Annotated in this window: 10 protein-coding genes and 1 pseudogene; 6 read left to right on the top strand and 5 right to left on the bottom strand. The window is 51.0% G+C overall.

The window, feature by feature from the left end; translation table 11 throughout:
- The first annotated feature begins 184 nt into the window (after positions 1–184).
- From PV407_RS03540 to PV407_RS03525, 4 genes are all read left to right on the top strand, one after another.
- Positions 185–391, top strand: a complete 207-nt coding sequence (locus tag PV407_RS03540; protein ID WP_332088487.1) for a hypothetical protein — start codon at positions 185–187, stop codon at positions 389–391.
- Positions 392–1,231: 840 nt separating this feature from the next.
- Positions 1,232–1,567, top strand: a complete 336-nt coding sequence (locus PV407_RS03535) for an ArsR/SmtB family transcription factor (protein ID WP_332088486.1) — start codon at positions 1,232–1,234, stop codon at positions 1,565–1,567.
- A 66-nt stretch (positions 1,568–1,633) separates the two neighbouring features.
- Positions 1,634–2,944: an alpha/beta fold hydrolase gene (locus PV407_RS03530; protein ID WP_332088485.1), complete on the top strand. Its 1,311-nt coding sequence runs from the start codon at positions 1,634–1,636 to the stop codon at positions 2,942–2,944.
- Between the two features lie 23 nt (positions 2,945–2,967).
- Positions 2,968–3,630, top strand: a complete 663-nt coding sequence (locus tag PV407_RS03525) for a DUF998 domain-containing protein (RefSeq protein WP_332088484.1) — start codon at positions 2,968–2,970, stop codon at positions 3,628–3,630.
- A 102-nt stretch (positions 3,631–3,732) separates the two neighbouring features.
- On the opposite strand, the pseudogene PV407_RS03520 reads toward PV407_RS03525, so the two are convergent.
- The 4 genes and pseudogenes from PV407_RS03520 to PV407_RS03505 form a co-directional block, all read right to left on the bottom strand.
- A pseudogene (locus PV407_RS03520) lies at positions 3,733–4,174 on the bottom strand (reverse transcriptase domain-containing protein); the annotation flags it as partial.
- 124 nt (positions 4,175–4,298) lie between these two features.
- Complete coding sequence (locus PV407_RS03515; protein ID WP_332088483.1) at positions 4,299–5,921, bottom strand: extracellular solute-binding protein; 1,623 nt, start codon at positions 5,919–5,921, stop codon at positions 4,299–4,301.
- 48 nt (positions 5,922–5,969) lie between these two features.
- Entirely contained in the window at positions 5,970–6,863 is an 894-nt protein-coding gene (locus PV407_RS03510; RefSeq protein WP_332088482.1) for a carbohydrate ABC transporter permease, read from the bottom strand.
- 15 nt (positions 6,864–6,878) lie between these two features.
- Entirely contained in the window at positions 6,879–7,775 is an 897-nt protein-coding gene (locus PV407_RS03505) for an ABC transporter permease (protein ID WP_332088481.1), read from the bottom strand.
- Positions 7,776–7,986: 211 nt separating this feature from the next.
- On the opposite strand from PV407_RS03505, the gene PV407_RS03500 reads away from it, so the two are divergent.
- Positions 7,987–9,141, top strand: coding sequence for a Gfo/Idh/MocA family protein (locus PV407_RS03500; RefSeq protein ID WP_332088480.1), 1,155 nt, complete (start codon positions 7,987–7,989; stop codon positions 9,139–9,141).
- 53 nt (positions 9,142–9,194) lie between these two features.
- Here the strand turns inward: PV407_RS03500 and PV407_RS03495 are convergent, their stop codons facing one another.
- Complete coding sequence (locus PV407_RS03495) at positions 9,195–10,199, bottom strand: LacI family DNA-binding transcriptional regulator (protein ID WP_332088479.1); 1,005 nt, start codon at positions 10,197–10,199, stop codon at positions 9,195–9,197.
- A 258-nt stretch (positions 10,200–10,457) separates the two neighbouring features.
- Here PV407_RS03495 and PV407_RS03490 point away from each other — a divergent pair, with 258 nt between their 5' ends.
- The gene (locus PV407_RS03490; RefSeq protein ID WP_332088698.1) at positions 10,458–13,622 is read left to right on the top strand and encodes a lamin tail domain-containing protein; all 3,165 of its coding nucleotides are present in this window, start codon (positions 10,458–10,460) and stop codon (positions 13,620–13,622) included.
- The last annotated feature ends 212 nt before the right edge of the window (positions 13,623–13,834 follow it).

Here is a 13,834-nt window from a genome sequence, read left to right as displayed (position 1 = left end):
TCGGTAGTGGTCGCTGGGCGAATCTCAATACAACCGGATGGACCGATTGCACAGTCAGGTTATTTGTACCATTATTATGGAAAATGGAATCATATTGATCGAAACATAATGATAGGGTTAGCGAACCGAACTATAATAAGGACGATTCCAAGGATTGGATGACTCAAGAAAGGAATGGATATAAATGATCAAGTCGTTCATTGCCAAAAAAGCGATAAAGGTTGCCTTGGCCGCCGCTCTCGTGACGGGCATTTCTGTTGTTTCGGTCCCTCAAAAAACGCACGCAATGGTTTGGGACTGCTATCACTGGTTCGATTTTTACTACAAGGTGACCAACGACCTGGGATTCGCCGAACGTGGTTATAATGTTTGTTTACGTCAGCGGTATTGATAAACATGCTTTTACTGCGCGGGCTGCGTCGGGGAAATTCCTCGCCGCGGCCTGTTTCGTTCGAAGGCCAGAGCGAACGCGTTTTCTTGGTTCAGAAAGAAAACCGACTAGGATGCCATCGCCCTGAACCGATTTTGTATTTACATGATATCGTAGTCGATTTTGTTTAAATGTTGCTTGCAGTTTTCGGACTGACGATCCGCAACGAACGAGATATGCAATGCAGCGGACATACGGTTTGAACCACCATGCAATCCTTACGCTCATCGTGCAAGTAATCGACATTCCTTTTACCTCACAATCAAATCGCCGTTCTCGTCAAACATCAGGCCGAGAAATCATGTTGAGCCAACTTCAAAAAAGGATTAAAATCTCGGCGCTATCGCATCGGCAGCAGAGCCGCATGGTCGCATGCGGCACCGGATTCGGACTCAGACCGTGTCGGACAGCGACCATACGCCGGCCATATGCGCGCTTGCCGCGTACCTTTCCTGCGGTTCGACGATCCATTCTGTCACTGTCGTCTCGCCGTTACGCATTCTTGAAGAGACTCACCCCTAACAAAAATCCGCCATCCGCAGTCGTTTTAAGTGATCGCGCATATTCGGCCCGATCACCAAAGGTTTTCGTCCATAACTCCTGTCTCCTGAAGCATCGGTTTTGATCAGGATCAGATCAGTCTGCTCGCTGGAAACGGTGGTCGTGCCGGCAAGCGCATATCCCCCATCCGCTGTTTGAACTATAACGATGACACTTACAGGAATAATCCAAACCATTACAATCAAAATGGTCTAAAAATATACGTTGACATGTATATACACAATGGTATATATATAAGACATGAACACTTCAACTCTCCAAATGACGTTACTCACACTCGCCGAACCTAACCGGTTCAATATTGTGGAACTGCTCAAAAAAGGGCCGCGGTCAGTAAGTGAAATCGTTGAAGCCCTCAAGATTGGGCAGCCACAAGTGTCTCGCCATCTGCGCATTTTAAGCGAGGCCGGGTTGGTGCGATCCCGTAACAAAGCACAGCAGCGAATATATAGCCTCGAGGCTGCACCATTTCAGGATCTGGATGAATGGTTTGACTCATTTAGCATCCTGTGGGAGGAGCGTCTGGACAAATTCGAGGAATATATGCTCGACTACCAAAAAAAGGAGGACTTATAAACGTTTCGTTGAAGTTCGGAACAATTCGGTTGACTTGTTTGAAACTTGCAAATGAGGTGGTTGAAAATGAGAAGAAAAACAAAAATTCACCGAGACCATGAACGCCGCGAACTAACTGTTGAACGCACAGTAGCCATGCCGCCGACTGTTGCTTGGGAAGGATGGACAAAACCGGAGCACATCGCCCGTTGGTGGGGACCCAAACTATGGACTGCCACCGTGTATGAGATGGATGTAAAACCCGGCGGTGTTTGGCGATATAGTCTGAAATCAGATGACAATAGCGGGGAAGAAGCGTTTTGTAAAGCCGTTTATCAAGAAGTTAGTGCCCCTACCAGACTCGTTTACATGGATACTTTCGCTGATAAAGACTGGAATATTGTTGAAAACAGCGAGATGAGTACTACCGTCTTATTTGAAGAGGCGGCAAAAGGAACAAAACTTAGCATCGTGACACGTTTTGCTTCAATCGAAGACCTAGAGAATGCCGAAGCGATGGGAATGATCGAAGGCTTCACGGATGCCTTTGACCGACTTGAATTCTATTTAGAATCGCTAATGGGAGGATACTCAAAAATGGAAACTGTCATATCAAAAGATGGAACAATGATCGCTTATAAAAAACAAGGAAATGGCCCTTCTCTTATTCTCGTAGCCTCTGCAGCTGCTGACCATCACGATGCTGCTCAGCTTGCCGAACAGTTGGCCGATCATTTCACCGTATACAATTATGACCGGCGCGGCCGCGGTCAAAGCTCCGATACCGCTCCATATTCCGTTAAGCGCGAGGTAGAAGATATCGAGGCATTAATTCAAACGGCCGGGGGCAAAGCATGTCTATTTGGAAGCTCGTCTGGCGCCGTTTTGGCTCTTGAAGCAGCCAGTCACTTAGGAGAGCAGGTTACGAGGCTTTATCTGTATGAGCCGCCTTTTATTATTAATGATAGCCGCAAGCCGGTTCCAGCAGAATACGTCGAACATTTGCACGGGTTGATCGAGGCTGGCAGAAGGAGCGATGCGGTTGAATATTACATGTCAGAAGCACTTGGCATTCCTGAGGAATATATAGGCTACATGAAAGCCGATACTTCCTGGCGCTCCATGGAGGCTATGGCGCATACCCTCGCTTACGATGGCATGATTATGGGCAATACACAATCCGGCAAGCCGCTTCCCGCCAATCGCTGGAATGTAAACATTCCCACTTTGATTATTACTGGTGAGAACAGCGAGCCTTTGTTCCACGATGCAGCCAATGAGCTTGCTAGACTTCTGCCTGTTGCTGAAACCTTCACGCTGATTGGCCAGGATCATTCCGCTGTTGTGATGTCTCCAAATGTCTTGGCTGATACGATAATCGCAAAGGCATTGGTATAAGCTAAGAGGAGGAAATATACGAAGTGATTAATCCGGTATTGCATGTAAAACCAATTTCTGCGTTGGCTGCACGATTGTCCGTCATTTCCAGTCTGTTCTTCGTGATCATTCTTGGAAGCCTTCACTTTCTGGAACCGGAATTCGACCCGACTTGGCGATTTATTAGCGAATACGCATTAGGCAATTTCGGTTGGTTAATGCATCTTGCCTTTGGGTTGTTAGCAGTGAGCTTAATAAGCGCTGGGATTGTGACCCTCTCACAGGCTCGTAATATTACAGGATACATAGGACTCGTTATTTTAGGGCTAAGTGCCATCGGTATAATAGTTGCTGCCATTTTTGCGACAGACCCTATATCGGTAAGTCCAGATGATGCGACATTCAGCGGTAAAATACACTCAATTGGAGCCACCCTCGACTACACACCAGTTGCAGCACTCCTGATCAGCTTTGCATTAGCACGCAATGAAGCTTGGAAAGTCATTCAAGTACGTCTGTTTGTTACCGCCGGCATTACGATCATCATCATGGCACTTTTTATCCTTCAAATCCCTCACGATGGCCAGTTCGGCCCTGACGTGCTCGTAGGTTTGTTCGGGCGAATCCTCATTGTGTCCTATCTTGGCTGGATCTTGATTGTTGGGACTCATGCGCTGAAGCTACGCAGGCAAAATCACAAGGTGTAAATCAAAAGTTCCGAGAGGGGCGTTCCCCCCTCGGAACTTTTGATATCCTCCCCGTTAGAACGAAACCCATTGTAATGAAATTGGGATAGACCCGGATACATCCAGCCGAAAGTAGCCCAGCCAACCCATTAGATAACGGTTGAGACGAGCAATCCTCTCTTCCTTCATTATGGGGCAGGTGCGGCTTGTGAGCTCCCGGTTCTTCTCCTTCAATCGGCCGGAACCGCCATGAAGTAAATCGTATTTCGGCTATCGTCTTAGGTGCTAGTCGAATCGTAGCTTTCTTGTTCGACAGAAAACTAAAGCCAAGATACTTGCGTTTCCATGGCCAGTCCAAGGCGCTCTTCTCCCGATTCACCTTCAGTTTTAGCTTTCCTTCCACATAGCGTGTCACCGACTCCATCACGCACTCGCCTGCTCGTTTGCTCGCAACGAAGATGTTGCAGTCTTCTGCGTAGCGGACAAACCGCAGTCCCCTCCGACTAAGCTCTCGATCCAACTCATCCAGTAAAGTATTCGCCAGTAGTGGACTCAGCGTACCGCCGATAAGAACGTCATCATTCTGTTCGGGATTTCGTTGTGTTTAGGCAACATAAGTGATCGCAGTGACAGACTTTTTGGGAACGCTTAACCCTAATCCCACTTTGTCGCAGCTTTTTTGGAACTACCTACTTTTTATACCGCTCATACGCCGCGTTGTATATCGTTATATAACGATCCAGCCCCATCTTTTTCAATTGCGCGACATACGTATCCCATTGGGTAAGCGGGGCATCGCCCGTAATGAACTTCGTCGTCATTTCGCCTACGTACGTGTTGATGTCGGTAGCCATACCATTCATCTGTGACATTTCGTCATTCGTAAAGATGAAAGGCGACCATACTTCCTTCGGCCAGTACGGTTCGTTCTTCTTCGTCGCCTCCAAATTCTCCGGGAAGCCCTCGCCGCCCTTGAACGTACGGCTTGTCAGCATAGCGGGATAATAGCCGCCCATCCACGTGACATATTTTTTCCGCAGCTCTTCATTCTTCTTGATTTCCTCCGTATAATCCACCGTACCGTCCGGCTTCTCCTCATAGCTTTTCCCTTTAATGCCCATGAAGAACAGCATGCTGCCTTCTTCGCTGTAGAAGTAATCGATCCATCGTATGGTCGCTTCGGGATTTTTGTTCGCCTTCGTGATGACGAAGCTGCCCACGTCCGCTATGGCTGTTCTTGCCCTGGAGAAAATGCGGTCCCCGTGCGGTCCCGTCAACGCATTGGCGCCGATATAATCGTTGTTCTCCACTCCGAAGCCGCCTCTTGCGTTCGTATACAGAAACGAGCCGTACGTGCCGTCCTTCCCTTTCGCACGGAACTCCGCCGATTTCGCTGTCAGAATATCAGGATTAAACAGCCCTTCCTTATAGAGACGGTTCATGTATTCCAATAGTTCCTTATACCGCGGGTCGGCCGGGATAAAGCGAACCTTGTTCGTTGATGGATCGACGTCCCAATACGGCTGCATGTTCCCCCGGTTGCCCAGCCCCCATGCGCCCTTCAATTGATCCAGAAGCGTGCCGTAACCGCTAGAGGCATACGGTATTTCGTCATTCTTGCCGTTGCCGTTCGGGTCGCCCGTCTTGACGGCCTTCAAATATTGGTAGAACTCCTCTGTCGTCGTTGGTTCCTTCAATCCCAGCGCCTTCAAATACTTCTCATTAATCCAGAGCTGCGAACCGACTATAACGGATTTGAAGTCCGGATCGTAGAACGATGGTAATGAGTAGATGTGGCCATCCGGCATCGTAAGCCCTTTACGGATTTCCGGGTACTTATCCATCATTTTCTTGAAATTTGGTGCGTATTTGTCGATCAGCCCCTCGAGCGGAATGAAGTACCCTTGGGTACCGTAGTTGATCAGATCCGTGCTCGTGAAGCGCGACGTATGGAAGGCGTCCGGCAGATCGCCGCTGGCAAGCACAAGATTCCGCTTCTCGGTCAAACTCTCAAATGGAGTCATTTGAAAATCGACGTTGATGTTGGTCATCTTCGCATATTCCTTCCAGATCTCCGCCTCGTTCCAGTTTGCCGCGGAAGAAGGGGACTGCCCGGCGAAAATTTTAAGCGATATCGGCTGTTTTACGATCGGAAAACCCGCGGTAGTGATCCCTTTCGTATCGTCCGACTTGTCCGAAGGCTTCCCCGATGCCGGCCCGTTCGAACCGCCTCCCTTGTCGCTGCATGCAGCAAGCAGCCCTGCTGTCATGACGACAGACAGCACGAGAGCTGTCCATTTGTTGTTCACCATTTTCCATTGACCTCCCATGAATTCTGTATTGTGAATAAGGGGCGTGTGTTATCCCTTAATTGCACCGATCATAATGCCCTTGACAAAATACTTCTGCAAAAACGGATACAGCATCAGAATCGGCAGGTTCGCCACGACGACGATCGCATATTTGATCGATTCCGACTCCAGCATTTGCTCCGCCTTCTCGTTCAGCAGCCCACCACCGGCTTGAATCATGCTGTCCATCTCGTCCTTGATCAAGATTTCCCTCAGGAGCAGCTGTAGCGGGTATTTATCGCGGTCGGACAAATAAATCAGGGCGTTGAAGTACGCATTCCAATGCCCAACGCTGTAAAAGAGAATCATCACAGCAATAATTGGCATGGACAGCGGCAGGATGATGCGCCATAACGTCTGTAGGTTGCCGCATCCGTCAATCGCCGCGGACTCGTGCAGTTCACCCGGAATGCCGTTCTGGAAAAACGTTCTCATAATAATGATGTTCCATACCGATACGGCTCCAGGAATGACCATCGCCCAAATCGTGTTGATCATATGGAGATCCTTAATCAGCAGGTAAGTCGGAATCAAGCCGCCGCCGAAAAACATCGTGAAGGTAATCATCGCGGTAATGACGTTGCGCCCAACAAAGTCCCTGCGTGACAACGGATAAGCAGCGATGACCGTCATCGTCAGGTTGATCGCCGTTCCGACAACGGTATACAAAATTGTGTTCATGTAGCCGGTCAGAATCTCACTGTTTTGAAGCACTTTCGTATAGCCGATGAACGTAAGATCGGCCGGCAGCAGCCATACTTTCCCTTGAACGACAAGGGTGGGATTACTGATCGATGCGCTGACTACGAAAATAAGCGGGTATAGAACGACGATAAGAACGAGAACCAGCAGCGAGTGGATCAAGATGCCGACGAGGCGGTCGCTGAACGATTGATTGACCATAGGATTCCCCTCCTTCTACCACAGGCTCGTTTCGTTGATTTTGCGCACAATCGAATTGACGGTAACGAGCAGCACAAAGCTGACAACGGAATTGAACAAACCGACCGCCGCAGAAAAGCTGTACTGCGCCCCGAGTATCCCCGACCGATACACATAAGTGGAAATGACGTCCGAGCTTTCCATATTGAGCGAATTCTGCATCAAGTACACCTTTTCGAAGCCGACACTCATCATGCTGCCCATATTGAGAATAAGAAGGATAATAATCGTCGGGAGAATGGACGGAATGTTGATGTGCCATATGCGCTGGAGACGGCTCGCCCCGTCAATCGTTGCCGCTTCGTGAAGCTGTGGATCGACGCCAGCTAGTGCAGCTAAATAGATGATCGATCCCCATCCGGCTCCCTGCCAAACCCCTGAGAAAACGTAGATCGTCTTGAACCAGGCCGCCTCGGTCATGAAGCTGATCGGCTCCCCGCCGAACAATTGGATCGCATGGTTGACGACTCCCTTCTGCTGGGACAGAAACATCAGAATCAGTCCGACCATAACGACCGTCGACAGAAAATGGGGGGCATAGGTAACGGTTTGGATCAATTTGCGGAACGACTTGTGCCGTACCTCGTTGATCATTAACGCCAGAATGAGCGGTGCGGGAAAGGCGACCAGTAGCTCATAGAGGTTAATGCCGATCGTGTTCCGTATCAGCCTCCAGAAGTAAAAGCTGTTGAAAAACCGTTCGAAATGATCGAATCCGACCCATGGACTTCCCCAAATGCCCTTCGACGCAACAAAATTCTTAAAGGCGATCTGGAGCCCGTACATGGGGAAATAATGAAAGACTAAGTAGTAAATAATGACGGGCGATATTAATACATACAGGTCCCAATTTTTCTTCAGTGATCTTCTCAATAGAGCCAATTTCCGATCTTCCTTTCCCCCCGGTTAATAACGTCGACATTTTATATGAACCGCTTACAACCTCTATATTTGCAGAGAGAAACTAAAAAATCAATAGGTTTTGAAAAATAAATAACGCGATTACAATTTGTTGACAATAAAAATAACGAGTGATATATTCGAGGGGAAATCGGATGGAAACGAGATGAGGAGCGATTGCGGTATGATGCTGGGAGTAATCGGATACGGGCACCGGATGAGCCTGTTTATGAAGGAAGTCGTCAAGCGTAACGCCGGCTGCCAAGTCGTTGCGGTAACAGACCCAATGGCGGAGAGCCTCAAGGAGCATTTTGCTGCCGAAGGAAGTCATTTTCCCCGCATCTACAGCGATCCGGATGACATGTTGGACACGGAACGACTGGACGGCGTACTGATTGGCACCCGCTGTTCGCTGCATACGACAATGGCACTTAAGGTTCTTGCGAGAAATCTGCCCTTGTTTCTGGAGAAGCCCGTCGCCACATCCCTTGACGACTGGCTACGTCTGAAGAGCGCATCGGCCCAAAGCACCTCATCCGTGGTGGTCTCGTTCCCGCTCCGCTTCACCCCGATTGTCCGCTTGGCCAGGGAGCTGCTCGAGTCGGGGAAAATCGGCAAGGTCGAGCATGTTCAATCCGTCAATAATGTTCCCTACGGCGGGACCTACTACCACAATTGGTATCGCGACGAACAGGAGACCGGGGGGTTGTTTTTGCAGAAGACTACGCATGACTTTGACTATATTCAATACTTGATTGGGGAAACGCCCCAGCGCGTGTGCGCCATAGCGTCGAAGCAAATCTTCAAGGGAGACCGGCCGGCCGGCATGCGCTGCTCTGCCTGTGAAGATCGCGCCTGCCAGGAACGGGTTACGCCATTCGGTATCGTACCGGCACGGCCGAACGACTATTGCTGTTTTGCGAAGGATACCGGAAATGAAGACTCCAGCAGCGTTCTCGTTCAATATGAAAGCGGCATGCACTTGAGCTATACGCAGAACTTCTTTGCACGGAGGAAGGCGGCCGTGCGGGGAACACGATTGATCGGGTATCGGGGGACGATCGAGTTCGATTTCTATACAAGCCGCCTGAGCGTGTATCTGCATCATACATCCCGAACCGAAACATATGACATCGACACGACCGAGCCTCATTTCGGCGGCGACCCTTACCTTGCGCAAAATTTCATCGATGTCGTGGAAGGTCGGGCCCCGTCTCAATCTACGCTTGACGACGGACTGCTTAGTGCGCTGATGTGCCTGAAGTCGAAGGAATCTGCCGCAACGCACACATTTCAGGATATCGGCTGGCAGCAAGCCCCTATCCTCAGCCAATCTTAAGACAGCAGAAAGCCCCCGCTGTTTTCCATTCCAGCGGGGGCCCGTTCCATCACTCACTCCGATCCATGATCGTCTCCGGCCGAACAATAGGCGATCGTGCCGCCTTCGATTACTTTCAGCTCATGCAAATACATAATTTCCGGCGTTTTTACCTTCTTCCGTATGATATCGACGAGCCGGAGCACGGCGAGTTCATTCTGGGCCGGGTCTCCGTATACGGTTGTCAGACGGGGCTTGCTCAGCTCCACCAGCTCGGAATAGCCGTTGCCGATCAAGCTGACTTCCTGCGGCACTTTGACGCCCGCTTCCTTCAAGTACTGAAGCGCCGAAAATTGAATGACCGTATTCGCGCATATCGCCGCCGTATAGGGAATTCCCAAGTATTTCATCCGCTGGCACAGCTCGTACCCATCCTCCTCGCGGCTAACCTGCACAAGCGATGGTTCGAAGGCAATGCCTGCTTCCTCAAGCGCTTCCTTATACGCGGCTAGATTAAGCTGGTGAATCGGGTACTCCAGCGGCCCTACGAAGAAGGCAATGCGCCGATGGCCGAATTCGATCAGCTGACGGGCGGCGTGAAGCGTAACCATCTTGTGATCGAACATGACGGCATGCGTATTCTCGCGGATCGTCCCGCCGAAAAACAAGTACGGGATTTCGGTTTTCTCCAACAGGTCGACAAATACAGAGTCGACATCGCCCGTTACGATGCATCCCTCAACCTCCCTGCGGAGCAGAAACTGCCGAATCCGCTCCATCTCGTGCGGACTGGACTTCACGTTCTTGAAAATCAGGGAGTAATCGAGACTGCCTACAGCCTTCTCGATACTCTGCAAATCATACATATACCTTGGATCCGCTTCCTCCCGATTGTACAGGATGAAGCACAGCTTCCGGCTTTCCTCCGTCAACGGATATCCGAGTTTTCTGGCAGCTTCGATGATCCTCTGCCTGGTTTCCTCGGATATCGTGCTTCCCGGCGTATTATTTAGCGCCTGCGAGACGGCCGAGCGGGAAATCCCGAGATGCTCGGCAATATCTTTCTTCGATACAGACATGACTGCAACCCTCTCATCCACCAGCAGGATTATTCTTCGTCTACTGTACCATTCTGAAATATTCTTTGGCAAGCATAACAACGTTATTTTCAACCGTTTATTATACGCGAGTCACCTATTTTTCCTTATTCTTTTGGATAACGAGTACATTTTTTTTCGATCATCGATTTGGAAAGGGGTGATGCGATAGAAACAGCCACATCGTTTAAATAACGGAAGCATGGAGAACGGCCAATTTTGAAAGGAGTGCTATGGGTGATGGCAAGACAAACGGTTCGTCTGGCTTTGAAGTTCGTTTTCGCTTGTCTGTTCGGCTTCACTACGTACTGTGTGTCGTTGATAGGCGGTGATCCAGTCGTTCGCGCCTCCTCTTCCCTGCCGGATCTTACGATTACGGAAATTGTCGCCAATTCAAGCGGTGATTCACCTTCTGTCGAGGATGCCTACGAATACGTAGAGCTGAAAAACAATACGGCCGCCAGCATCGATCTGAGCGGATATCGCTTTAAGTTCTGGTATACGCCCACGCAGTTTGTTACATGGGATATGACGGCGAGCCAGTCGATTCCGGCCGGCGGCGTTCGCGTTGTCTGGATCAAAAATACGTACGGCCAAGGGAAAACGCTCGCGAATTTTAACGCGCACTATGGCACATCCTTTACCAGCAGCACGCTGTACACGCTAGATCTCGGCAATAACGGAGGGCTTGGCAATGGCGGAATCAAAAAACTGATTCTGCAAAAGGATACAGGCGCCGACGTCTGTGTGGCATCCTACAACGACCGTGTCTTGGGCAGCACGACGACGAACGACGATACGCTTGTTGAGGACAGCTCGATCGTATACGAATTTCCGCAGTACCTGGTGGACGGCAACCTGACGATGCGAAAGGTTGCGGCCAATCAGAAGCCGACCACCGGGACGATCCCGGCTCCGCCATCGATCTGGATTACCGAGCTGCTGCCGAATCCGTCGATTTCGTCAACGGATCTGAACGACGCCTACGAATATGTGGAGCTGTACAACAATACGGCTTCGGCGGTCAATTTGTCCGGATACCGATTCCGCTATTACTGGGACCCAGCCAACCCGAGCAACTATACCGATTGGGATTTGACCGTGAGCAAGACGATACCGGCATACGGCTATATGGTCGTATGGCTCAAGGGGACTCAGGCAAACGGGAAAACGCTTGCCGACTTCGCGGCCCATTACCATTTGCCGAGCACCTATTTAACATCCTCCCGGGTGTATGAGCAGGCGGTTTCGACCGGACAGAGCATGGGGAACGACGGCAAACGAACGGTCGAACTGCGCACAGACGGCGGCACGGCTATCGTCTCCGCCACCTACAACGACGGAACGGCGAACGATTCGACGTCGCGCATCGACGTTGATCCGACGGATACAAGCGTCGCCTACGGTTATCCGGTCGACGGCACGATAACGATGCGCAAGCTCGTCAGCGGCCAATATCCGACGCCGGGGATGGCGTACAACTGGTTTACCGGTCAAATGCACGCGCATACGAAATATTCGGAGAAGGACGGCACTCAAACCGCGACGAATACGCCGCAGTACGCATTCCAGGCGGCGAAAGATCAAGGCGACGACTTCATGGGCGTGACAGACCATTCCGAGCAGCTCGACGGCGGCGATCCGAATGTCGCGAACGGGGAGTGGGCGGATACGCGGCTCCAGGCGGATCTTGCGAGTGTCCCGTATCAGTTTTCCGGTTTTGCCGGCTACGAACTGACGTACAATACGACGACCTCGATTTGGGGTCACATCGGCGGCTTCAACACGGGCGGATGGTTCGCCGACCGGTGGGATACGGTGAACGGACGGCAATACAATTTGCACGACTACTGGGACGATCTCGCCACACGCCCGGCCGCGCTGTTTCAATTCAACCATCCCGGCGCGTACTGGGGCGATTTTGAGGATTTTGCCCCTTATACGCAGTCGGCCGACGACCAGTCGGCGTTGTTCGAATTTAATAATGACACGATTTCGAACGGCGAACGGTTCGACCGCTATGTACGGGCGCTTGACCGGGGCTGGCATGTCGCTCCTACCTGGAACGGGGATATTCATCAAGGTAATTGGATGCAGGACAACAACCGCTTGGTTGTACTCGCGGAGACGAACACGAAAGAAGGCATTCTCGACGCGATCCGGGCAAGACGGGCGTACGTGACGTATGGCGACCGGGACATCAAGGTGGCGTTCGAGATCAACGGGCAGCCCATGGGATCAAGGCTTACGAATCCCAGTACGTTGAATGTATCGGTCATGGCAGCCAATCCGACCAACGACCCGATCTCGAAAATTACGTTGTATGGACCGGGCGGCCAGGTGCTGGGCTCGCAATCGTTCAGCTCACGGCTGGCCCATTATACGGCTTCGCTTCCACAGCAATATGCTTACTATTTTGCCAAAGTCGAGCAGACGGACGGCGATTGGGCGATTACGGCGCCAATCTGGATAACCGATTCCCCCGGTATCGAGCTTACGATGAGCACCCAATCGACAACGACGGCCGGCGTACCGGTGCAAATCAAGGCGAACGTGAGGAACACGACAGCAAGCGCGCTTTCGAATGTGCTTGTAGAGTTCTACAAGGACGACTATAATACGCCTTCCGATAATTACAGCAGCGCGAATAAAGTTGGCGAAGTCACTCTCGCATCGATATCAGCAGGGGCGACGTCCACCGCCTCCTCGACTTGGGCGCCCGCGGGCGGCGCCGGCACTTATCGGATTCTGGCCCGGGTAACCGCCCAAGTCGGCGGTGTGGCGAAGTCGGTAACTGGAGGCATTCATCTGCCGGAGCTGTATATTACGGAGATTGTCAGCAATTCTCCAGGCCATCTGGGTACCGCCGACGTAGACGGAGACTACTTTGATGAGGATTACGATTTTGTCGAGGTATACAACAATTCGAAGAACACGGTGAATCTAAAAGACTACAAGCTGGGCGACACCTATGTAACAGCTTACGACATTACGGTCGATTCCTTCATTCCGGCTAAATCAGCTAAAGTCATCTGGGTCAAGAAAGCGAACAGCACGAAAACATTGGCTGACTTTAACGCGGCTTACGGCACGTCTTTGACAAGCAGCCAGTTACTCGAACTCAAATCGACGGATGCGAACAGCGGACTCCGGTTTAAAGGAACCGGTTGGATCGATCTGGTGAGGGATTCCGATAATACGCGCATCCAGCGCGCGAAATATAATAACGGGGTCGACATCAGGGAGACCTACGGTCCTGCCGGTACGTACGGCGCCGATTCCAGCGTGGACGGACTGGCGATTCGCTACGCCTATCCTGTCGACGGTTCTCTGTATGCGAGGAAGCTGCAGTCGAATGTTACCCCGACGCCGGGAGCGGTTTCATCCGATCAGCTCGCTCCTTAATTTCTGACTCTTTCCGCGCCGAAACGGAGGTAACCTCCGCTGCCGAGCGTCTGGAAGTAAATTGCCTCCCTTGATTCCTCCTCGAAATCGAGTAGGAGGGGGCGGCTAACCCCCGTCCTCTCACAACACCTAGCATGCGGGTCCGCACTAGGCGTTTCCAAAAGGTTAACAAAGTTCCAGATAACGAGAAAGCAAACTTTTCAGCCCTTTCA

The sequence above is a fragment of the Paenibacillus sp. GYB003 genome (assembly GCF_036577625.1).
Classification (GTDB): domain Bacteria; phylum Bacillota; class Bacilli; order Paenibacillales; family NBRC-103111; genus Paenibacillus_AB.
This window is presented reverse-complemented; position numbering and strand designations above follow the sequence as displayed.

Bases quoted from the DNA above. Each gene is read 5' to 3' on its own strand.
- PV407_RS03540 (WP_332088487.1), top strand. From the start codon at position 185: ATGATCAAGTCGTTCATTGCCAAAAAAGCGATAAAGGTTGCCTTGGCC.
- PV407_RS03535 (WP_332088486.1), top strand. From the start codon at position 1,232: ATGAACACTTCAACTCTCCAAATGACGTTACTCACACTCGCCGAACCT.
- PV407_RS03530 (WP_332088485.1), top strand. From the start codon at position 1,634: ATGAGAAGAAAAACAAAAATTCACCGAGACCATGAACGCCGCGAACTA.
- PV407_RS03515 (WP_332088483.1), bottom strand. From the start codon at position 5,921: ATGGTGAACAACAAATGGACAGCTCTCGTGCTGTCTGTCGTCATGACA.
- PV407_RS03510 (WP_332088482.1), bottom strand. From the start codon at position 6,863: ATGGTCAATCAATCGTTCAGCGACCGCCTCGTCGGCATCTTGATCCAC.
- PV407_RS03500 (WP_332088480.1), top strand. From the start codon at position 7,987: ATGATGCTGGGAGTAATCGGATACGGGCACCGGATGAGCCTGTTTATG.
- PV407_RS03495 (WP_332088479.1), bottom strand. From the start codon at position 10,199: ATGTCTGTATCGAAGAAAGATATTGCCGAGCATCTCGGGATTTCCCGC.
- PV407_RS03490 (WP_332088698.1), top strand. From the start codon at position 10,458: ATGGCAAGACAAACGGTTCGTCTGGCTTTGAAGTTCGTTTTCGCTTGT.